The sequence below is a fragment of the Rhizobium sp. J15 genome, assembly GCF_002531825.1.
Lineage (GTDB): Bacteria > Pseudomonadota > Alphaproteobacteria > Rhizobiales > Rhizobiaceae > Rhizobium.
The window spans coordinates 40,298-60,303 of the sequence record NZ_NWSX01000023.1 but is presented as its reverse complement, the minus strand read 5'-3'; the positions used below and the strand labels follow the sequence as shown (position 1 = coordinate 60,303).

At 62.1% G+C, this 20,006-nt stretch carries 21 protein-coding genes; 8 read left to right on the top strand and 13 right to left on the bottom strand.

The window, feature by feature from the left end:
* The first annotated feature begins 42 nt into the window (after positions 1 to 42).
* Entirely contained in the window at positions 43 to 708 is a 666-nt protein-coding gene (locus CO670_RS19770; protein ID WP_097591812.1) for a dihydrofolate reductase family protein, read from the top strand.
* A 46-nt stretch (positions 709 to 754) separates the two neighbouring features.
* On the opposite strand, the gene CO670_RS19765 is transcribed toward CO670_RS19770, so the two are convergent.
* Entirely contained in the window at positions 755 to 2,266 is a 1,512-nt protein-coding gene (locus tag CO670_RS19765; protein ID WP_348628110.1) for a hypothetical protein, read from the bottom strand.
* Here CO670_RS19765 and CO670_RS33400 point away from each other — a divergent pair.
* Positions 2,159 to 2,401: a hypothetical protein gene (locus CO670_RS33400; protein ID WP_245425902.1), complete on the top strand. Its 243-nt coding sequence runs from the start codon at positions 2,159 to 2,161 to the stop codon at positions 2,399 to 2,401. The genes CO670_RS19765 and CO670_RS33400 overlap by 108 nt on opposite strands.
* Before the next feature lie 39 nt (positions 2,402 to 2,440).
* Here the strand turns inward: CO670_RS33400 and CO670_RS19760 are convergent, their stop codons facing one another.
* Entirely contained in the window at positions 2,441 to 2,686 is a 246-nt protein-coding gene (locus CO670_RS19760; RefSeq protein ID WP_097591810.1) for a DUF2164 domain-containing protein, read from the bottom strand.
* A 132-nt stretch (positions 2,687 to 2,818) separates the two neighbouring features.
* Between CO670_RS19760 and CO670_RS19755 the strand changes: the two genes are divergently transcribed.
* The gene (locus tag CO670_RS19755) at positions 2,819 to 3,550 is read left to right on the top strand and encodes an AzlC family ABC transporter permease (RefSeq protein WP_097591809.1); all 732 of its coding nucleotides are present in this window, start codon (positions 2,819 to 2,821) and stop codon (positions 3,548 to 3,550) included.
* A gap of 3 nt (positions 3,551 to 3,553) precedes the next feature.
* Positions 3,554 to 3,862, top strand: a complete 309-nt coding sequence (locus CO670_RS19750) for an AzlD family protein (RefSeq protein ID WP_097591808.1) — start codon at positions 3,554 to 3,556, stop codon at positions 3,860 to 3,862.
* Positions 3,863 to 3,886: 24 nt separating this feature from the next.
* Here the strand turns inward: CO670_RS19750 and CO670_RS19745 are convergent, their stop codons facing one another.
* A complete protein-coding gene (locus tag CO670_RS19745; protein ID WP_097591833.1) occupies positions 3,887 to 5,722 on the bottom strand; it encodes an aminopeptidase P family protein in 1,836 nt (611 codons plus the stop codon).
* A gap of 278 nt (positions 5,723 to 6,000) precedes the next feature.
* Here CO670_RS19745 and CO670_RS33040 point away from each other — a divergent pair, with 278 nt between their 5' ends.
* Positions 6,001 to 6,174: a hypothetical protein gene (locus CO670_RS33040; protein WP_010031974.1), complete on the top strand. Its 174-nt coding sequence runs from the start codon at positions 6,001 to 6,003 to the stop codon at positions 6,172 to 6,174.
* Positions 6,175 to 6,524: 350 nt separating this feature from the next.
* Here the strand turns inward: CO670_RS33040 and CO670_RS19740 are convergent, their stop codons facing one another.
* Positions 6,525 to 7,403, bottom strand: a complete 879-nt coding sequence (locus tag CO670_RS19740) for a 50S ribosomal protein L11 methyltransferase (RefSeq protein WP_097591807.1) — start codon at positions 7,401 to 7,403, stop codon at positions 6,525 to 6,527.
* 54 nt (positions 7,404 to 7,457) lie between these two features.
* Positions 7,458 to 8,060 carry an SCO family protein gene (locus CO670_RS19735; RefSeq protein ID WP_097591806.1) on the bottom strand — a complete coding sequence of 201 codons (603 nt, stop codon included), beginning with the start codon at positions 8,058 to 8,060 and terminating at the stop codon, positions 7,458 to 7,460.
* A 481-nt stretch (positions 8,061 to 8,541) separates the two neighbouring features.
* Between CO670_RS19735 and CO670_RS19730 the strand changes: the two genes are divergently transcribed.
* Positions 8,542 to 10,506 (top strand): methyl-accepting chemotaxis protein, encoded by a 1,965-nt coding sequence (locus CO670_RS19730; RefSeq protein ID WP_097591805.1) that lies wholly within the window; start codon positions 8,542 to 8,544, stop codon positions 10,504 to 10,506.
* Positions 10,507 to 10,508: 2 nt separating this feature from the next.
* A complete protein-coding gene (locus CO670_RS19725; protein WP_088673253.1) occupies positions 10,509 to 10,976 on the top strand; it encodes a chemotaxis protein CheW in 468 nt (155 codons plus the stop codon).
* A 268-nt stretch (positions 10,977 to 11,244) separates the two neighbouring features.
* Here CO670_RS19725 and CO670_RS19720 read toward each other — a convergent pair whose 3' ends face one another.
* On the bottom strand, positions 11,245 to 11,736 hold the full coding sequence (locus CO670_RS19720) for a CreA family protein (protein ID WP_097591804.1): 492 nt from the start codon (positions 11,734 to 11,736) through the stop codon (positions 11,245 to 11,247).
* Positions 11,737 to 11,843: 107 nt separating this feature from the next.
* Positions 11,844 to 12,434: a 3'-5' exonuclease gene (locus CO670_RS19715; protein WP_097591803.1), complete on the bottom strand. Its 591-nt coding sequence runs from the start codon at positions 12,432 to 12,434 to the stop codon at positions 11,844 to 11,846.
* A gap of 274 nt (positions 12,435 to 12,708) precedes the next feature.
* Between CO670_RS19715 and CO670_RS19710 the strand changes: the two genes are divergently transcribed.
* The gene (locus CO670_RS19710) at positions 12,709 to 13,245 is read left to right on the top strand and encodes a GNAT family N-acetyltransferase (RefSeq protein WP_097591802.1); all 537 of its coding nucleotides are present in this window, start codon (positions 12,709 to 12,711) and stop codon (positions 13,243 to 13,245) included.
* Here the strand turns inward: CO670_RS19710 and CO670_RS19705 are convergent.
* From CO670_RS19705 to CO670_RS19675, 6 genes are all read right to left on the bottom strand, one after another.
* A complete protein-coding gene (locus tag CO670_RS19705) occupies positions 13,242 to 13,619 on the bottom strand; it encodes an XRE family transcriptional regulator (RefSeq protein WP_097591801.1) in 378 nt (125 codons plus the stop codon). The genes CO670_RS19710 and CO670_RS19705 overlap by 4 nt on opposite strands.
* Positions 13,619 to 13,915 carry a type II toxin-antitoxin system HigB family toxin gene (locus tag CO670_RS19700; RefSeq protein ID WP_097591800.1) on the bottom strand — a complete coding sequence of 99 codons (297 nt, stop codon included), beginning with the start codon at positions 13,913 to 13,915 and terminating at the stop codon, positions 13,619 to 13,621. The genes CO670_RS19705 and CO670_RS19700 overlap by 1 nt, the downstream gene beginning before the upstream one ends.
* Positions 13,916 to 13,956: 41 nt before the next feature.
* The gene (ligA, locus tag CO670_RS19695; protein ID WP_097591799.1) at positions 13,957 to 16,113 is read right to left on the bottom strand and encodes an NAD-dependent DNA ligase LigA; all 2,157 of its coding nucleotides are present in this window, start codon (positions 16,111 to 16,113) and stop codon (positions 13,957 to 13,959) included.
* A 347-nt stretch (positions 16,114 to 16,460) separates the two neighbouring features.
* The gene (locus tag CO670_RS19690; protein WP_097591798.1) at positions 16,461 to 16,988 is read right to left on the bottom strand and encodes a DUF6886 family protein; all 528 of its coding nucleotides are present in this window, start codon (positions 16,986 to 16,988) and stop codon (positions 16,461 to 16,463) included.
* Between the two features lie 376 nt (positions 16,989 to 17,364).
* Positions 17,365 to 19,038: a DNA repair protein RecN gene (gene recN, locus CO670_RS19680; RefSeq protein ID WP_097591796.1), complete on the bottom strand. Its 1,674-nt coding sequence runs from the start codon at positions 19,036 to 19,038 to the stop codon at positions 17,365 to 17,367.
* Positions 19,039 to 19,043: 5 nt separating this feature from the next.
* Positions 19,044 to 19,913, bottom strand: coding sequence for an outer membrane protein assembly factor BamD (locus tag CO670_RS19675; protein WP_176538983.1), 870 nt, complete (start codon positions 19,911 to 19,913; stop codon positions 19,044 to 19,046).
* Between the last annotated feature and the right edge of the window lie 93 nt (positions 19,914 to 20,006).

Below are 20,006 nucleotides of genomic sequence, written 5' to 3'. Positions count from 1 at the left end.
TCCGTCCTTGGCTCTGAACACACCAACCATGGGAGCCGAGAGATGAGAAAGCTTGTGACCGCAGCCTTTGTGAGCCTGGATGGCGTAATGCAGGCGCCCGGCGCGCCTGAGGAAGATCCGACCGGCGGCTTCACCCTCGGCGGCTGGACCGTCAATTACTGGGACGAGGCGATGGGCCAGTTCATGGACGGGATCTTCACCGATCCCTTCGCGCTGCTGCTCGGCCGCAAGACCTACGAGATCTTCGCCGCCCATTGGCCCTATGTCGGAAAAGACGACCCCATCGGCAAGGCCTTCAATGCCGCGACCAAATATGTCGCGACCACCTCTAGGGAATCCCTCACCTGGGAAAACTCCGTTGCGCTGCAAGGCGACGCCGCCGCCGAAATCGCCCGGTTGAAACGGGAGGACGGCCCCGACCTCCTCACCCAGGGCAGCAGCGGCCTCCTGCAAACCCTGCTGGCGCACGATCTGATCGACGAACTCCGGCTCCTGACCTTCCCTCTCATCCTCGGCCCCGGCAAGCGCCTGTTCGGCCATGGCGCCAAGCCGGAAGCGCTGAAGCTCACGACTAACTCCGTATCGACGACGGGCGTCATCATGAGCGTCTACGAACGTGCCGGCGAGGTCAAACCCGGCAGCTTCGCGATGTCGGAGCCCTCCCCGGCCGAACTCGAGCGCCGGGAGCGAATGAGACGCGAGGGCTGAAGCCCAGGCGAAAGAGCAGAGGCCAGGCAGGCTGCTGTCCGGTTTCTTATTTCAAGACATAGGCGTCGTAGGTTTCATCGCTTCCGGCAGCCGGGCCGAAGCGTTTGACGAGCTCTGTCGCGCTTTGGAAAGCCGAAATATCCTCAACCGTCAGAGACAGCCGCCAGACATAGCTTTCACGCAAGGAAACTGGAGCGGTGATCTGATCGAGCCGCTGCGAAAGAAGAATGATGACGGGCACCTTCTCACTCTGCTGCAATCGGCGTGCAGATTGGAGGATGTCGGCAAGGCTGAGCGAAAGCCGCGCGTTGCGGGTATATCGCACGATGGCGCCGAACCGCTCCTCCCGCCGAAGATAGGTGCGATTGGAAACATAGTAAGGCAGCGCTTCGACGAGATAATCGGGATCCGCCATGACGATCGCGTCCTTGAGATCGGGGCGCGATTGAATGAACGCACCGAAATCCTTGCTCCGGCTGAAAGGTATTTCGGCCACGAAGGTCCGATTGACCTTTTCGACAGCGGAGACGACCTGTAGCGCCAGCAATAGCATGAAGCACAGGCGGCCGAACTTTACGATGCGGCCGGCAGCCGTCGGGCCGGTAACGCCCGTCCCTTCACGCTGAATGTCCGTGGTCAATGCGGTCATCGCGATCATGAAAACCAGCCAGAGCGCCTGATGTCTGTATCCGCCGGGATAGACCAGGGTAAACAGCAGCGAGAGCCCTAGCAGCACCAGCGCCGCAGCGATCATGGCCGGCCGTCGGTTCGCCAACGCCAACAGGCTGCCGTAGATGAGCACCGACATCAAAGTTGCGAAGACGCGGAAAGCCAACGGATCGGCCACCATCAGTCCGAGGATGCTGTCGGGATAGAAGGACAGAAAATGCGAACTGGCGAGCGTAAGAGCACGAAGTGCAAGCAAAGCGAAATTCTCGCCGCTGAGATCGTTCTGCCCGGTATCGTTGAAGGTCGGATAGACCGTGAGGAAACACAGAACAACTCCAACCGCGGCCAGGGCTGCGGCTGTCGCAAAGCCGCGATAGTCCCGCAAAGGAGGTCTTGGCCGCGCCAGGACCAAATCAAAAAGCCAATAAGCCAGGAAGCCGCCGACAAGGACGACCGAATGCACATTGGTATTCGCCAGCAAGGCAAACAGCAGGCCGCTCAATATGCCGTTGCGCGCTCCCTTCTGCCACGCCAGGACGATCAGGAAGATTATCAGCATGCTGATGCCGTAGTTTCGCGACATCGCGGCGTATTCGAAAACCGAAAAACTGCCGAACAGCGACAGCAGCATTATGGAAAGAGGCAGTTTCAGCCTGAAGACGAGAAGATAGGCCGCCGCCGCCGCAATCGTCAGCGCCACGACCTTCAAAACGACGGGAGAGCCGACCACGACATGGGCGGCGCGCAGCAGGATATACCAGATGGCAGGATGACCCTCGCCATGCATCTGGCGAAGCATATCGGCGAAATTGTCTCCCTGGAGGGCCAGCGACAACGCGCGAACTTCATCACGCCAGACGGTTTCGGACCAGCAAAGCGCAGAGGCCAGCGCAAGCCAGATCAAAAAGATCACCGTCTTGCCGAGCTTCGCCGAACGGGATTCATCAACAACAGAGACAATCGAGGCCAATTGACACGCAACCCGGTGAAAGAAAGCGCGATGACCATATCGGCCTGGACATAATTTGGCGTTAAATGAAGGCTCTGATTTGATTTCCAGGCGCTAGGATTTCTCCTCCCGCTCGAGAAGATGAATATCCTCGGCCATGTCTTCCATTCTCTTCAATAAAGCGGCATGGGCGTCTCTCAGGCCGCGATTGTAGAAGTATGGCCCGATCTCCTCGGCGAAGAAGTCGAGCAGGAATTCGGCCGGCAAGGCGCCGATGGGATCGAGCTCCCGGTCGAAATAGGCGCGGATGCGCGAAACGATTTCGGTCTTTTCTTCCTTCGAAAACTCGATCTTCTTCATGAGGTCCTCTCCGGTCGATGCGATCAGGCCTTTGATGCTTCAGCGAAATCGATCGGTCAATCAACGAAATTCAATTGCCGCGGCAGGTCTTAGACCATAAGTGAAACCTGAATTTCCAACAGGATCACCCATATGAATCGCGCCGACTTTGTTGAAGGTTTGCGAGGCGGCTCCGCCGTTGCGCTGGCGTCGGCGCCCTTTGGCGCGTTGTTCGGAGCGCTCGCGGTCGAAAACGGCATGTCGCTTTCCGAAGCCGCCTTCATGAGCGCCACGGTCTATGCCGGCGCCAGCCAGATGGTCGGCATCGAGCTTTTCGGCCATAACGTCCATGCCTGGCTGATCGTGCTGTCGATCCTCGCCGTCAACTTTCGCCACGTGCTCTATTCGGCGGCCTTGGCGCGTTATATCGGCCATTTCACGCCGGTGCAGAAATTCTTCACCTTCTTCCTGCTCGTCGATCCGCAATTTGCCGAAGCGGTGAAGCGCAGCGAGGCCGGCAAGCCGCTGACCTTCGCCTGGTATTTCGGCTTCGGCATCATCATCTACATTCCCTGGGTGCTGATCAGCGTCGCCGGCGGCATGCTCGGCGGCTTCATCGGCGATCCCAAGGCGATCGGCCTCGACATCCTGCTGCCGGCCTATTTCCTCGGCATCGTCCTCGGCTTCCGCAAGCGCGACAATTTCCTGCCCGTGGCGCTCGTCAGCGCGGTCGCTTCCGTGCTCGCCTATCGCTATGTCGGCTCGCCCTGGCATGTGAGCCTCGGTGCGGCCGCCGGCATCGTGCTCGCCGCCCTGCTGCCATTGCCGCCCGAGGAGCCCGATCTCGAAGCCGACGCCCTACAATCCGAAGTGCACGAGGTCTGAGCCATGGAATTCGATCTTCACATGGCGCTCGTCATCCTCGCCGCCGCGGCCGCGACCTTCGCCACCCGCATCGGCGGCTACATCCTCATCACCCGGATGAAAAGCATCCCGCCGCGCATGGAGGCGGCGCTGAATGCCGTGCCGGCCGCCGTTCTGACGACGCTGGTCGCGCCTGCCTTCTTCATCGGCGGCTGGGATTCGAAGCTGGCGCTCGCCATCGCCCTCTTCGTCGGCCTGCGTTTCAGCCATACATGGATGCTGGTCGCCGCCTGGATCGCCGTGATGCTCTGGCGCCATAGCGCCGGCATCTAACGCCGGCGCTACGGCGCCATTATCCTAATATTCCAGGGGCAGGGTCGCGTTTTCGAGCCATGCCCTGACGTCGCGATCGTGGATCAGCGGCATCAGCGCCTCGCGCGTGCGGCGGTGATAATCGTTGAACCAATGCAGCTGGTCATGGGTCAGAAGCTCGGGGATGACGAGGCTGCGGTCGATCGGGCAGAAGGTCAGCGTCTCGAAGCCGAGCATGGCCATGTCGCCGCCCTCGATCTCCTCGGCGCCGCGCACATAGATCAGGTTTTCGATGCGGATGCCGAAGCTGCCGGGCCGGTAATAACCCGGTTCGTTCGAAAGGATCATGCCGGGCAGCAATTCCTGCGTCGAAAGCCTGGAAATGCGCTGCGGCCCCTCATGCACCGAGAGATAGGAGCCGACGCCATGGCCTGTGCCGTGGGCGAAATCGGCCCCTGCCCGCCACAGTGCGATGCGAGCCAGCGGATCGAGGTCGCAGCCGCGCGTGCCTTTCGGAAAACGCGCCGTGCTGATCTCGATCATGCCCTTCAGCACCAGCGTGAAGAAGCGGCGATGTTCCTCCGAGACCGCGCCGATGCCGACCGTGCGGGTGATGTCGGTGGTGCCGTTTATATATTGCGCGCCGGAATCGATCAGGAAGAGTTCACCGGCCTCTATCATCCGGTTGGTCTCGGTCGTCACGCGGTAATGCATGATCGCCGCATGTTCGCCGGCGCCCGAAATCGTATCGAAGGAAATGTCCTTCAGCGGGTTCTGCATGCTCTGGCCGACGCGGGCGCGCGCCGCTTCGAGCCGCTCGGCGGCGGCGATCTCGCTCACCGTGCCGGGCTTTTCCTGCGACAGCCAGTAGAGGAATTCCACCATCGCCGCCCCGTCCTGCAGATGCGCGGCGGCCGAGCCGTTGATCTCGACGTCGTTCTTCACCGCGCGCGGCAGCTTGGCGGGATCGGCCCCTTCGACCGCCTCGCCGCCCGCCTTGCGGATGATCTCGGCCAGCGCATAGGAAGCGATGTCAGGGTCGATCAGCACGCGGCCGCCATCTTTGGAAACGGCAGCCAGCCTCTCCTCCAGCGCCGAGGGCGGCAGCTGCGCCGCGATCTGCCCGAGATAGGCTTCCGGCTCGATGCCGGTCTTGCGCTTGTCGAGGAAGAGTTCGGCGCGCCCGTCGGCATGAATGATGGCGCGCGCCAGCGGATGCGGCGTGTGCGGCACATCGGCGCCGCGAATGTTGAAGGCCCAGGCGACCGACGAGGGATCGGCAATCAGCACCGCCGCGAGGTTCTTCTTCGAAAGCCCTGCGGCGATCGTCGCGATCTTGTCGCTCGCCAGCACGCCGGCCTGGGCGACATTCTGGATGGTGACGGCGCCGAGCGGCTCGGCCGGCCGGTCACTCCAGAGCCTGTCGAGCGGGTTGTGCGGCAAAAAGATGAGTGTTCCGCCGATCTCCGCAAGCGCCTTTTCCAGACGGCGAACCTCGGCGCCGGAATGCAGCCAGGGATCGATGCCGAGTCTCAGACCCTTGGCGCCGTTCGCGGCAAGCCAGACATGCGGCGGCTCGTTGACGAGATCGCCGCCGGAAAAGACCGAACCGTCGACCTGTTCGGCAAGCTGGGTGACATAGCGCCCGTCGACGAAGACGATCGCCTGCGCGCGCAGGATGAGCGCGACGCCCGCCGAACCGGTGAAGCCGGTCAGCCATGCCAGCCGCTCCGAGCATGCCGGAACATATTCGCCGTTGAATTCATCGGCACGCGGCACGAGGAAGGCGTCGATGCCGAGCGAATCGAAAGTAGCGCGCAGCGCCGATACCCGATCCCTGCCGAAATGCGGCGTGGAGGTGACGTCGAAAGACTGAAACATGCTGAAAACCCGAATGGTTGAGACGAATCCGGTTAATGGGATGGCCGCCATGTTAGCGAAATTTCAATCGATGGGGAGAAAAAGCGACGAAACGAGTCGAAACCGTTGAGCCCGCTCAGCATTTTGACAGAACTGTGACGGCAAAAGTTAATTTGGCACGCTTTATGCATTGGCCGCATGGCTCCCATGAGCGAAACCCTCTGCCTCCGCTTTTCAGAATAGCTATATAGACGCCATCGAACGGTTCGGACGAACCAGCAAAAAAAGGATTTTTTGAAATGACCGCCTCTCTCTCGCGCTTCGCATACAGCAGCCCGGTACAGGCTGGCGAACGCCAGACCGTGCGTCACGTCATCGGCGCCCGCCGCCCGCAGAGCGAAGACAGCCTCAAGCTGCTCGGCGCCGGCCAGCGTGTCACGCGCCACCAGGGCGCCCCCAGCTACGCGTTCTGAGCCTGAAAGCCCGTCCGTCTCCTCCCTCCCGGACCGGCCTATTGGAATGCAGTAGACGCCCGCTCGAGCACTCCTCCTCCTTCGAGCTCGCGGGCATTGACCGGATAGACCGGTCCAAGGCGGTGCCATAGGCACCGCCTTTTTTGTTGCTTCTGGAAGATGCTTAAGTAAGGCGCTGCCACGAGTCCGCTTCTCCCCAGCGGGGAGAAGATGCCGGCAGGCAGATGAGGGGGCGAGCAGTGGAACTGCGAGTGCGCTGAGCGTAAGCGAAGGCAAGCGAGGGCGTGCCGTGTGGCCCCGTCATCCGACCCTTCGGGCCACCTTCTCCCCGCTGGGGAGAAGAGGGAACGTCAAAGCCGATCCAAATGGATCGTCACCCAGCCGTTCCGCCAGATCGTCCTGACATGCCGGAGTTTCGCGCCGCTATAGGCGGCAATCACCTTCCATCGCTGTGCCGCCAGTATCCCCGAAAGGACTACCGAACCGCCGGGCGCGAGATGCGCGGCGAGTTGCGGCGCCATGCGGATCAGCGGCCGGGCGAGGATATTGGCGATGATCAGGTCGAAAGGACCGTGCTCTGAAAAAGCGGTCGAGTGAAAGCCTGGCGCGGTTCTGGTGACGATGCCCGAGGCGATGCCGTTGCGGCGGACGTTTTCGGCGGCAACGCGGGTCGCAACCGGATCGATGTCGGTCGCGAGCACCGGAATGTTCTTCAGCTTGCGCACCGCAATCGCCAGCACGCCGCTGCCGGTGCCGAGATCGAGCGCATTACGGACGCGGCGCGAGCGCACCACGCTGTCGATGACCTCGAGGCAGCCGGCCGTCGTGCCGTGATGGCCGGTGCCGAAGGCCTGGCCGGCATCGATCTCGATAGCGATGTCGCCGGAGCGGACCTTGTCGCGGTCATGCGATCCGTGCACCAGGAAGCGCCCTGCTCGGACGGGCTTCAACCCTTCCAGCGATTTCACCACCCAGTCGACATCCGGGATGACCTCGCGCTGCAGCCGGGCATCGGGAAAGGCGATCTTCAACGCCGCCTCGGTGCGCGAGCGCACATCCGCCTCGTCCTCGGCCATCATATAGACCGAGGCCTCCCAGATATCCTTCTTCTCGTCGATCTCGGTGGTGCCGATGGCGAAATCTTCTTCGCCGAAGACTTCTGTCAAAAGGTCGAGGATCCGTTCGGCCTCGCTCTCGGTCGTGGACACGTAAAGGCGGATTTCACTCACGATTGGCGGTCTTTCCCGTTTCTCTTGCCCGCCGCCGGTCGGGCCAGCGCCCGATCACCCCTTGCGGACGAGATTCTCAAGCTTCTTTATCGCCGTGTCCGGATTTTCGCCATAGGCGATCGTTCCGGAAAAACGCCCGGCCGAATCGAGCAGAAAGACCGAGGCGGTGTGATCCATCGTATAGTCGCCGTTCGGATCCTTCTCGTCGACCGGCACCTTCTTGGCGTAGACGCGATAACCCTTGATGACCTCGGCGATCTTGTCCGGCGGGCCTGAAATGCCGGTGATGCGCTTCGACACGTTGGAGACGTACTCGTTCATGATCTCCGGCGTGTCGCGCTCGGGATCGACCGTGACGAAATAGGCCTGAAGCTTGGTGCCGTCCGGATCGACCGTCTGCATCCAGCCGTCCAGCTCGAAGAGGGTCGTCGGGCAGACTTCGGGGCAATGGGTGAAGCCGAAGAACAGCGCCGTCGGCTTGCCGCGCAGCGCCTGCTCGGTGATCGGCTGACCGCTCTGGGAGACCAGGGTGAATGGCACGCCGAAGGCTGCCTCCGACACGGCGTCCCGCGATTTCATGGGATAAAGCGTCAAAAAGCCGAGAGCCCCGGCGAGGACCACCACGGCGACCCAGATGACGATGCGGAATGTCTTCATTGGCATGAACCTCGATCCGGGCGGATATGCGCCGCCCACCCCCAAGCATGTCGCGCAAAAATGTACAGCGGTTTTGCGATCACGACATGCGTAAAACAAAGCGCGAGGAGCGAATCTGAAAGATCGCGACGCGCTTGCGCGTTTTGCGTGATTATAGTCTCGACCGGATGCACGCAATTCAAGAATGCGTTTTCTGACCCGTGATTAATTGTCTCAGCGCGTGAGACCTTCCCTGCCGGAAAAGCTTCTCACCGCCATTACTCCAGGTCGAAAAGCCTCATGTTTTTAATGGCTTGCCCGAGGACCGAACGAGCAAGCCGAAGATGCATATCGTTAGGAAAGACTTAAGCGGCCATATCTATATTTAGCAGTGCGTCGGCCGCCGTGCCGTTCTGACATGAAGTCTGCCGAGTGGCGAAAACCCCGGACGTCCGCATGAGGGTAAAAGCATAAACCCGCGCGGTTTGTGGAGGGTCTTTTCATGACGAATTCAGCAGTGCGCAAGAGCCTGTCGGTCAGCCAGCGGCTCTGGACGCTCGGCGGCGCCGCCCTTATCGGTTTCGGAACGATGCTCGGCGTCGGCTGGTACGAAAACACGCGCATCGACGCCGGTCTGCGCCGCGCCAGCGAGATCCAGGCGAGCGTCGACCGTATCAACGACATGCGGCTTGCCAACCTGACGATGGTGCTGGCCGCCATGGACATCATCGTCGACAAGGATGACAAAGCGGTCGCGCCGGAGCGCATCAAGCTGATCGCCGATTCTCTGGCTGCACTTTCCAACGGCTCGAAAGACATACGTCTGCTGGCCGACGAGATAAATGCCGGCGCCCTGCTGAAGAACTACGATACCGACGTCGCAGAGATGGGCAAGGCGATCCAGACCGATCTCGTCGTCATGGTCCAGCAGGGAGCGTCCGACGCGGAATTCGACAAGATCGACGACACGATCGACGGCGCCGGCGAGGAACTGACGAAAACGCTCGACAAGCTTGCCGCCGATGGCACCGCATTCGCCCGTCAGCATGTCCAGACCGCCAATGCCATATCGCAACGCGCCCTCTTCCTGCAGATCGGCCTCGGCCTCCTCGCCATCCTCACCATGGGCGCCCTGCAATATATCCATGGCGGATCGATCCGCCGCGGCATCGCGGCCGTGAGCGAAAGCATGCAGCGCATCATGAGCGGCGACCTCACCAGCGCCGTTGCGGAAAAGGCCCGCGGCGACGAGATCGGCGACATGGCCCGCGCCGCCGACGCCTTCCGCCTTGCCGCGATCGAGAAGCGCGACCTCGAAGCGCAGAGCCAGAACGACAGGCAGCGCAGCGACGCCGAGCATCGGGCGCGTGAAGCCGCCAAGCTCGCCGATGCCGAAGCGCTCAACGCCGCCGTCACGGCTCTCGGCGCCGGCCTCACTCGCCTGTCGGCAGGCGACGTGACCGTGACGATCGACCAGCCTTTCCGCGAAGAGCTGGAACGCCTGCGCCTCGACTTCAACCAGACGACCGCGACACTGCGCAAGGCGATGAGCGACATTGCCGTCAACAGCAGCTCGATCGAGGCCAACAGCCGCCAGATGCGCGCCGCCGCCGACGATCTCGCCAAGCGCACCGAGCAGCAGGCCGCCTCGCTCGAAGAAACGTCCGCCGCCCTCGACCAGATCACCGCCACCGTCCGCAACGCCACCAACCGGGCCGAGGAAGTCGGCCACATGGTCAGCCACACCCGCGAGAATACCGCCAAGTCCGACGTCGTCGTCGGCGATGCGATGGCCGCCATGCAGCGAATCGAAGGCGCGTCCCGAGAGATCGGCAAGATCATCAACGTCATCGACGAGATCGCCTTCCAGACGAACCTCCTGGCGCTCAACGCCGGCGTCGAGGCCGCCCGCGCCGGCGAAGCCGGCAAGGGCTTCGCCGTCGTCGCCCAGGAAGTGCGCGAACTCGCCGGCCGCGCCGCCGGTGCTGCCAAGGATATCAAGGCCTTGATCGGAAAATCCGGCGATGAGGTAAAGATCGGCAGCGAATTGGTGACGGCCGCCGGCGAAGCGCTGCGCCAGATCGGCGAAGATGTTCTGCGCATCGACGAACACGTTAAATCAATCGTAACCTCTGCGCGCGAACAATCAGTCGGATTGAACGAAATCAATACATCCATCAGCCAGATGGATCAGGTCACGCAGAAGAACGCGGCCATGGTGGAAGAGACGAACGCCGCAAGCCATACGCTCGCCATCGACGCGGAAAACCTGACGCAGCTGGTGAAGCAATTCAAGACCGGCGAGGGCATGAGCGCCCGGCAAACGCCGCGAGAGGCAACCGCCGCCTCGCATTCGAGACCTTCTCCCGCACGCAGCCTGATCGGCAAAGTCGCGGGCGCATTCAACGGCGGCACCGCCGCCAAAGCCATCGCTTCTCCCGCCGGGGACAACTGGGAAGAATTCTGATCATGAACAACAGTGCTATCAAGCAGTCGGGCGCCTATCTCGAAATCGTCTCGTTCCACCTGGGCGACCAGGAATTCTGCATCGACATCATGGCCATCCGCGAAATCCGCGGCTGGGCGCCGGTGACGCCGATGCCACATACCCCGCCTTACGTGCTGGGCCTCATCAACCTGCGCGGCGCCGTCATCCCGGTCATCGACATGGCCTGCCGCCTCGGCATGAAGATGACCGAGCCCTCCGAGCGCTCGGCGATCATCGTCACCGACATCGCCGGCAAGCTGGTCGGCCTGCTGGTCGAGCAGGTGTCCGACATGATGACCATCAAGAGCGAAGACCTGCAGCCGCCGCCGGAAATCATCCCGGAAGCCCAGCGCGCCTTCTGCCGCGGCATCGTGGCGCTGGAAAAGACCATGGTCTGCTTCCTCAACCTCGATACGGTCATTGCCGACGAGCTGTCGCAGGCGGCTTGATCTTTATCGCCGAACGGAATGCGAAGGCCCGGCTCGTCCGGGCCTTTTTGGTTCGGTGTAGGAGCGCGCGACGGTCATTGTTTCCAACTTTACGTAAAACCCCTCCCCACAAGGGGGAGGGACTAACCCCGAGGGCTCCGCCTCGCTCCTTCCGAGACGTCGAATATCTGGAAAGTCGGCGCGGCACGTTAAGCCCCTCCCCCTTGTGGGGAGGGGTTTGGGGCGGGGTCTTCATCAGGAGAAGCCGCGTATCCAGCGTGCCTTGGCCCTACGGCTTCCCATTCTTCCAGATCACGTTCTGCCCATACAAGGGTATCGTCGAAATCGACATCTTCGCCGAGCCATCCGTCAGTTCCCTGGAATGGGCGAGATAGATCAGGGTGTCGTTCGCCTTGTCATAGATGCGGTTGACGACCAGCGTCTTCCAGATCAGCGACATGCCCTGGCGGAACACCTCGCTGCCATCCTTGGAGAGGTCGATATTGCCGACCTCAATCGGTCCCGTCTGCCGGCAGGCGATGGAATTGTTGGAGGGATCCTCGAACCAGTTGCCGTTCTTGAACCGGTCGATCAGGCTGCGGTCGAAATAGGTGACGTGGCAGGTGACGCCCTTGACCTCGGGATCGGAGACCGCCTCGACGATAATGTCGTTGCCGATCCAGTCGACCCCGACCTTGCCGACGACCTCGGCGGAGACGGCGCCCGCTGAAAGCGCGAAAAGAGAGAGGGCAGCAAGGAAAAGATTGCGCGGCTTGGACATGGCGGCTCCCTGGAGCGCCGCGCGTCCGACGGGACGCGCCAAAGGCGCTCTATCGCTTGATCGGCGCTTTCTAGATAAGCACGCGCCCCTGCTTTGCAAGAAACCGCTCAGGCCTTCCGGCAGGTGCAGGGCGCATAGCCGCGCGCCGTCAGCCGCCCCGGCGTCATGCCGATCAGCGCCGGGATCGCTTCCACGGCTTTCGCCTTGACCGCCTTCGCCATCTCGATCGCCGCGGCCGCGCAGACCGCCGCATCCTCCGCGGCATTGTGATGCATGAAGCGCAGGCCGAGATGATCGGCGATCAGGTTCAGCCGGTGCGAGAGGAAATGCGGCCAGATCCGCTGCGCCATCTTCAGGCTGCAGAGATAGATCAGTTCAGGATAGGATTGCCGGTAGAGATCGAGGCTTGCCCGCCAGACGCTGAAATCGAAGGCGGCATTATGCGCGATCATCGTCGCACCCCTGAAATCATCGTAGAACTCGTCCATCACCTCGGGAAACTCCGGCGCATCCTCGACATGCTCCGGGCGGATACCGTGGATCGCGATGTTCATCCCGGAAAAACGCATGTCCCTGGGGCGAATGAGCCGCTCCTCGACGCGCGTCACCCTGCCCTCCTCGATCCATGCGAGTCCGACCGAGCAGGCGCTGCCGCGCTGCTCGTTGGCTGTCTCGAAATCGATGGCGATGGTCTTCAAGGGCAATATCCGAATCGTCTGCCCCTACCGGAATAATCATAGCCGCGTGCGAAGGCAAATTCCGGCCTGTTGACATCTGCACGCAAATGGGGAAACTTCCACGCATGATCAACTCTGTGACATCGACCATGCATCATATCGCCACGACCCTTCCAGGGTACGCGGGAGCGATGGTGCGTCACTAGCCGTTCGATCATCCCGAGAACCCTGCCGAGGCGAGCAGGGTTTTCGAAAAAGCCGGCTCTCCTCCCCTGAAACCCAAGGAGGCCACCCCATGTCTGAAAACGAAGAGAATGAACCCCGCGACCGAGCGCGCCTGCCGAATGGCGTCGTCGTGCGCGCCGTGCGTCTTTCCGACGCCGAGGAGATCACCGATCTCATCAATTTGCCGGGCTATCGCGCCGGCACCCTGCGGCCGCCGTACCAGCGGGTCGAAGAGGTTCGAAAGAACATGGAAAACCCGTCGCCGGGCGCGCTCAACCTCGTCGTCACGCTCGATGGCAGGATCGTCGGCAATTGCGGCCTCAACCGCCTCGGCGGCCGGCGGCAGCACGTCGCCAGCATCGGCATGGGCGTGCACGACGATTTCACCGGCCGCGGCTTCGGCCGCATCCTGCTCGGCGCCATGGTCGAGGCCGCCGACGACTGGCTCGACGTCAAGCGGCTGGAATTGACCGTATACACCGACAACGACGCCGCCATCCGGCTTTACGAGAAGTTCGGTTTCGAGAAAGAGGGGCTGTTGCGGTCATTCGCCTATCGCGCCGGACGATATGTCGACGCATACACGATGGCGCGGTTGAGGGCCTAAGCGACGGCCAGACGATAAGGCTTGACGAGACATTCGGCGGGAACGCCCCATGCCTCGGTAAGCTTGAAAATCATATCGACCGTCAGGGCGCGCTTGCGGTGCAGGATTTCCGAGGCGCGGGAGCGCGAACCCAGGATCTCGCCGAGATCCGTCTGGCTGCGGCCGGTCATTTCCATGAAGGCATGCAGGAAATCGACCGGCTCCAGTTCAACGGCGGGGAAGTGTCGGTTTTCATAGGCTTCTATGAGATCGGAAAGCACATCGAACCTGTCCGCAGCTGCCGAGCCTTGCGGCGGCGGATTGTCGAAATACGACGCAACTTCGCCAAGCGCCCATTGCAGATCGCCATCGCTCCTAATCGGTCTTATGTCCATTACACTGTCTCCGGATCGATCCTGTCGTACTCGGAATGCGTACCAACGAACTTGACCAGCACGCGTCGGTAGGCATAGGCCACGTGAACGATAAGGCGATACTTGTTGCCGCCGATGTCGAAAATCACCCTGTTGTCGCCGACGAAATCAACATTGGCACCGAACGTTCTCTTGATATCCGCCGGTCCCGCCCATTCCGCCTTACTGACAAGAGCATGCCAGACGCCGAGAGGCACTTTGGCCTGCGGGTGCAACTCCCAGAACAAGCGTAATGTCGACTTCGCGATCACTTGCATGGGTGAGAATATTCCCAATATGGGAACAAATCAAGCATCACTCACCCACCGATCAGCGCCAGCCACTCGTCCTCGTCCATCGTCTGAACGCCGAGTTCGCGCGCCTTGTCGAGCTTGGAGCCGGCGCCGGGGCCGGCGACGACAAAGTCAGTCTTCTTGGAGACCGATCCCGCCACCTTCGCGCCGAGGCTTTCGGCCCTCGCCTTCGCCTCATCGCGGGTGAATTTTTCGAGCGAGCCGGTGAAGACCACCGTCTTGCCGGCGACGGGGCTGCCCGATGTGACCAGCTGTTCGGCCTCCGCGGGCGTCACCTCCTCAAGCAGGCGGCCGATCACCTCGATATTGCGCGGCTCCTTGTAGAATTCGACCATGGCGCGCGCCACGACCTCGCCGATGCCCTCGATGGCGTTGAGATCGGTCCAGGCTTCGCCGGAAAGCGGCGCGGCCTCCTTCATCGCGGTCGCAAAGGCCTCATAGGTGCCGTAGGAGCGCGCCAGCAGCTTCGCCGTGGTTTCGCCGACATGGCGGATGCCGAGCGCATAGATGAAACGGTGAAGCGCAATGCTCCGCCTTTCGTTGATCGCCGTATAGAGCTTGCCGACGCTGACCTTGCCGAAGCCGTCGATATTCTCCAGCTTGGTGAGCGACGATTGCTGGCGCTTCTCCAGCGTGAAGATTTCCGGCGCCGTACGGATCTGCAGCGACGGGTCCTCGTTTTCGAAGAAGAAATCGATCTGCTTGGAGCCGAGCCCCTCGATATCGAAGGCGTTGCGCGAGACGAAATGCTTCAGATGCTCCGTTGCCTGCGCCCGGCAGATGAAGCCGCCGGTGCAGCGGCGCACCGAATCCATCTTGCCCGTCTTCTCGTTGACCTCGCGCACGGCATGCGAACCGCAAACCGGGCATGTCTTCGGGAATTCGTAGGGTTTTGCCTCGGCCAGCCGCTTCTCCATCACCACATCGAGGATCTGTGGAATGACGTCGCCGGCGCGCTGGACGATGACCGTATCGCCCTCACGGATATCGTGCTCCTCAGGCCGGATACGCTCGCCGCTATTGCCGATGCCCTTGATGTAATCCTCGTTATGCAGTGTCGCATTGGTGACGACGACGCCGCCGACCGTGATCGGCTTCAGCCGCGCCACCGGCGTCAGCGCCCCCGTGCGGCCGACCTGGATCTCGATCTTCTCGACCTCGGTGAAGGCCTGCTCGGCCGGGAATTTGTGCGCCGTCGCCCAGCGCGGGCTGCGCGAGCGGAAGCCGAGGCGCTGCTGCAATTCGAGGCTGTCGACCTTGTAGACGACGCCGTCGATGTCGTAATCGAGATCCGGACGTTCGAGGCCGATCTCGTCGTAATGCGCCAGGATGTCGGCCACTGAATTCAGCCGCTTCATCAGCGGATTCACGGGGAAGCCCCATTCCTTGAAGGTCTGCACCATGCCGAATTGCGTATCTTCCGGCATTTCCGACATCTCGCCCCAGGCATAGGCGAAGAATTTCAGCTTGCGGCTCGCCGTCACCTTGGCGTCGAGCTGGCGCAGCGATCCGGCGGCCGTATTGCGCGGATTGACATAGGTCTGCTTGCCCTCCGCCTCCATCTGCCGGTTCAGCGCCAGGAAGTCGCTCTTGGCCATATAGACCTCGCCGCGGACCTCGACGACCGCCGGAACGCCCTTCGGCAACTGGTTCGGGATCTCGGCGATGGTCCTGATGTTGGCGGTGACATTCTCCCCCGTCGTGCCATCGCCGCGCGTGGCGGCCGTCACCAGCCTCCCGTTCTCGTAGCGGATCGACATCGACAGGCCGTCGATCTTCGGCTCGGCGGTAAAGGCGATCGACTGGTCCGGCAGCCGGCCGAGGAAGCGATAGACGCTGGCGACGAAATCCTGCACGTCCTCCTGCGAAAACGTATTGTCGAGCGACAGCATCGGCCGCGCATGGACGACGGGCGAGAAGGTGACGGAAGGCGCCGCCCCCACACGCCGCGACGGGCTGTCCTCCCGGATCAGCTCGGGGAAACGCGCTTCCAGCGTATCGTTGCGGCGCTTCAGCGCGTCGTAATCCGCATCCGAAATCTCCGGCCGGTCCTTGCCGTGATAGAGCGCATCATGATGCGCGATCTCCTTCGCCAGCCGCTCGAGCTCGGCGGCAGCCTCTTCGATCGTCAACGTATCGACGGCGGAACCTTCGGTGGACATGGAACCTCGCTCCAGAGAATCTGGCCAGAAATCTGCATTGTTTTTAGAGCAAAATCGCCGGATGAAAAGGGAGGGTGAATATGCCTAATCGAGAAGAATGCATTGCTCGACCTACTGCCAGTCGCGCGCACCGATGCAGCGCATAGCGTGCCGGATGGCCCACCATCGACAAGAGTGCCCACCTCTCCGCCCTCATCCCTGTGCTCGTCACAGGGATGAGGGAGGTTGAGGTGAGCGCTCGCGTGACACTTCGCGTGCAAGGAACGCTACTACCGTCGTTGACCGGGTAATGGCGAATGTTGTCTTCAGTGCCAGCAGAAAGCGCGACAACTCGCCGTCTACCCGCCCTAATCCCACTCCCGCGCATTGCGCAGCCGAATACCGCTGACATGCACGCTCGTATTCCACAGGCTCTTCAGCGGTCGCAGGCTGTCGACCACCCGAAGCTCCACCCCACGCGGCTCGAACTCCTGATCGAGTCTTGAGATAACAGTCCTCTCCATGGGAATGACACGTCCGCGAGAGACCCACATGCCCGCATCACCCAAATCCTCGAAATCTGCGACTGGCAGCTCATAGCGATGGATCGTTTCCGCCACGAGCCTTTCCAGCCAATGGCGCTCAATGAAAGCCGCGGCCCGCCAGTCGCCGAGCCAGTATTGCCGCTCCGCCTCCGTGGTCTCGGGCGTCGCCCAGATCAGGATGCGCGGGCAATCGCGCGGGAAGAGATACATGAAATCGTGATCGCCATCGATCGCCCAGACGAGCGGACCGTTCAGCCATTCCTGACCGGTCGGGCGTTCGGAGGGCACGCGAACCGGGCGCGGTTCGAAGACCACGATATCGGGATCATCGCTGAAATGGAAAAGGCGCATGGCGAGGGATCGCCGTTGATCGGAGTGACCGGCATAATGTGAAGCGGAATGTTTGTCACCGTTGCATTTATAGCATGCCGGAAGTCTCATCGACTCGAGGTGGAGCGCCCATCTCTCCTCCTCATTCCTGTGCCTGTCACAGGAATCCAGCCACCACGCGTCTGCGCGGTGAATAACTCTTATCGGAAACGGGAGTCTTCCGCGCCCAAGGACTTGGGCTTGCTGGATCCCTGACAAGCACAGGGATGAGGGAGATAGAGTTGAACGTTCGCGCCAAACTTGATCGCTGAATTGAAGATGCTGATCGGATTGATGCACATAACGCGAAGCCGAAACACTTGTCGCCGCTGTCGACCCTACAGGTGGTTCAGGCGGATCACCCGTTGCCGGCCAGCAGCCGCTTTGCGGCCGCCCTTGCCTCTTCGGTCACCGAAGCACCGGCGAGCATGCGGGCGATCTCCTCGGTGCGGTCCTTCTGCGCCATGGTCGCGACGCGTGTCGCGATCTTTTCGGAGCCGTCGGCGGCCGGTCCCTTGGAGATCAGCAGATGCGTCGCCGCCCGGGCTGCCACCTGCGGCGCATGCGTGACCGACAGCACCTGCACGCGTTCGGAAAGCCGCTTCAGCCGCTGGCCGATCGCATCGGCGACGGCGCCGCCGACACCGGTGTCGATTTCGTCGAAGACCAGCGTCGGGGCCGATCCGCGATCGGCGAGCGCCACTTTCAGCGCCAGCAGGAAGCGCGAGAGTTCGCCGCCGGAGGCGACCTTCATGATCGAGCCGGGACGCGTGCCCGGGTTGGTCTGGACATGGAACTCGACGACGTCGATGCCTTCGGCAAGCGCCTCGCCCGCGTCCGTGGTGATCTCCACCATGAAGCGGGCGCGTTCGAGCTTGAGGGCCGGCAGCTCGGCCATGACGGCGGCGGCCAATGCGGTGCCGGCGTGATGGCGCTTCTCGGACAATGCGCGCGCCGCCGCATCGTAACTCTCCCGCGCCAGGCCGACCTCGGCTTCGAGCCGGGCGAGCTTCTCCTCGCCCGCATCGAGATCGGCGAGATCGGCGATCATGCGCACGGCAAGCGCCGGCAGCTCGGTTACGGGAACGGAATATTTGCGCGAGGCGGCCCTGAGCGCGAAAAGCCGCTCCTCCACCCGCTCCAGCTCACGCGGATCGTATTCGGTCTTACGCAGCGCCGCCTCGACTTCCATCTGCGCGTTGGAAAGCTGGTCGAGCGCGGCATCGAGCAGCGCTACGGTCTCTTCCAGCAATCCCGGCGCCTCGTGGCTCTTGCGCTCCAGCCGGCGCACCAGCGAGGCAATATGCGGCACGGGCGAAGCATTGCCGTTCAGGAATTCGGACGCCTCGGCGATATCGCCGGCGATCCGCTCAGCCTTCATCATCTTCTGCCGGCGGTCGGCAAGTTCGTCCTCCTCGCCGTCCTGCGGCGAGAGCTTCTCGAGTTCCTCGACCGAAGAGCGGAGGTAATCGGCTTCGCGCGCGGCACTCTCCACCTTCTCGCGATGCTTCTTCAGCGTCCGCTCGCTGTCGCGCCACAGGCGGTAAAGCCGGGCGACCTCGGCAACCTCGTCGGTAAGGCCGGCGAAGGCATCGAGCAAGGTTCGGTGGGCGTTCGTGTCGACAAGGGCGCGGTCGTCGTGCTGACCGTGGATTTCGACCAGCATCTGGCCGGCCTGGCGCATCAGCTGCACGCTGACGGGCTGATCGTTGACATAGGCCTTGGTGCGTCCGTCCGCCGATTGCTGGCGGCGGAAGATCAGGTCGCCCTCGTCGTCAATGCCGTTTTCTCTGAGAAGAGCACGCGCGCCGTGGTCCATGCCGACGTCGAAGACCGCCGTCACCTGGCCCTTGTCCTCGCCATGGCGCACCAGGCCGCCATCGCCGCGCCCGCCGAGCGCCAGCGACAGGCTATCGAGCAGGATGGATTTGCCCGCCCCGGTCTCGCCCGTCAGCACGGACAGGCCGGTCTCGAAGGCAAGATCCAGCCGCTCGATCAGGACGATATCGCGGATCGAAAGCTGGATCAGCATAGGTTTTATGAACCGAGCAGGAGTTTCTTGCCTGCCGCAGCGATCCACGAGCCCTTGTTTTCCCGCGGCTCGGCGCCGCCGGTCTGCAGCAGCTTGTAGGAATCGGCGTACCACTGGCTGTCGGGGTAATTGTGGCCGAGAACGGCAGCCGCCGTCTGGGCCTCGTCGACGATGCCCATGGCGTAATAAGCCTCGACGAGGCGCGCAAGCGCCTCTTCGATCTGGTTGGTGTTCGGATATTTCTCGACGACGATGCGGAAGCGCGAGATCGCGGCGAGATATTCCTTCCGCTCCATATAGTAGCGGCCGATCTGCATTTCCTTGCCGGCGAGCTGGTCGCGCGCAAAGCGGATCTTGGCCTGCGCGTCGTCGACATATTCGGAGTTCGGGTAATTGTCGACGACGGCCTGCATCGCTTCGATCGTCTTGGCGGCGGCGCGCTGGTCCTGCGTCACGTCGACGATCTGCTTGGAATAGGTCAGGCCGATCAGATATTGCACATAGGCGGCATCCTGGGACTTCGGATATTGCGCCATATAGCGGTTGCCGGAGGCAAGCGCATCGTCGAGGCGGCCCTGGCGGTACTTGACGAAGGTGCTCATGACAAGCGCCTTGCGCGCCCATTCGGAGAACGGGTTTTCGCGGTCGATCGCATCGAACTTGCGCGCCGCTTCCGCCATGTTGCCGGCCTTCATATTGGCAAGGCCTTGATTGTAGAGCACATCAGGCGGATCGGTTTCGAGGCCGAGCTTGGTGATATCGATATCGGGGTCCGACTGGCAACCGGATATAGAGGCGCCTGCGCTGAGCACCAGAAGCGATGCGAACAAAGCGCGCGCTGTCTTCATCATACCTTCAGATCCTGCATAAGCCATTCGAAAGAACCCCACTGCCGCCGCTCGCTCCACGGCAGCCACGCCTCGCTGGCGTTTCTAGCCACAAATGTGCATCAAGAGCAACGCAATGAT

Coding starts and splice junctions, on each gene's coding strand:
- CO670_RS33400 (WP_245425902.1), top strand. CDS start 2,159: ATGCATCTGGCGAAGCATATCGGCGAAATTGTCTCCCTGGAGGGCCAG.
- CO670_RS19705 (WP_097591801.1), bottom strand. CDS start 13,619: ATGGACATAAGACCGATTAGGAGCGATGGCGATCTGCAATGGGCGCTT.
- CO670_RS19745 (WP_097591833.1), bottom strand. CDS start 5,722: ATGTTTCAGTCTTTCGACGTCACCTCCACGCCGCATTTCGGCAGGGAT.
- CO670_RS19675 (WP_176538983.1), bottom strand. CDS start 19,913: ATGGCTTATGCAGGATCTGAAGGTATGATGAAGACAGCGCGCGCTTTG.
- CO670_RS19770 (WP_097591812.1), top strand. CDS start 43: ATGAGAAAGCTTGTGACCGCAGCCTTTGTGAGCCTGGATGGCGTAATG.
- CO670_RS19730 (WP_097591805.1), top strand. CDS start 8,542: ATGACGAATTCAGCAGTGCGCAAGAGCCTGTCGGTCAGCCAGCGGCTC.
- CO670_RS19690 (WP_097591798.1), bottom strand. CDS start 16,988: ATGCGCCTTTTCCATTTCAGCGATGATCCCGATATCGTGGTCTTCGAA.
- CO670_RS19720 (WP_097591804.1), bottom strand. CDS start 11,736: ATGTCCAAGCCGCGCAATCTTTTCCTTGCTGCCCTCTCTCTTTTCGCG.
- CO670_RS19735 (WP_097591806.1), bottom strand. CDS start 8,060: ATGAAGACATTCCGCATCGTCATCTGGGTCGCCGTGGTGGTCCTCGCC.
- CO670_RS19725 (WP_088673253.1), top strand. CDS start 10,509: ATGAACAACAGTGCTATCAAGCAGTCGGGCGCCTATCTCGAAATCGTC.
- CO670_RS19755 (WP_097591809.1), top strand. CDS start 2,819: ATGAATCGCGCCGACTTTGTTGAAGGTTTGCGAGGCGGCTCCGCCGTT.
- CO670_RS19700 (WP_097591800.1), bottom strand. CDS start 13,915: ATGCAAGTGATCGCGAAGTCGACATTACGCTTGTTCTGGGAGTTGCAC.
- CO670_RS33040 (WP_010031974.1), top strand. CDS start 6,001: ATGACCGCCTCTCTCTCGCGCTTCGCATACAGCAGCCCGGTACAGGCT.
- CO670_RS19760 (WP_097591810.1), bottom strand. CDS start 2,686: ATGAAGAAGATCGAGTTTTCGAAGGAAGAAAAGACCGAAATCGTTTCG.
- ligA (WP_097591799.1), bottom strand. CDS start 16,113: ATGTCCACCGAAGGTTCCGCCGTCGATACGTTGACGATCGAAGAGGCT.
- recN (WP_097591796.1), bottom strand. CDS start 19,038: ATGCTGATCCAGCTTTCGATCCGCGATATCGTCCTGATCGAGCGGCTG.
- CO670_RS19750 (WP_097591808.1), top strand. CDS start 3,554: ATGGAATTCGATCTTCACATGGCGCTCGTCATCCTCGCCGCCGCGGCC.
- CO670_RS19710 (WP_097591802.1), top strand. CDS start 12,709: ATGTCTGAAAACGAAGAGAATGAACCCCGCGACCGAGCGCGCCTGCCG.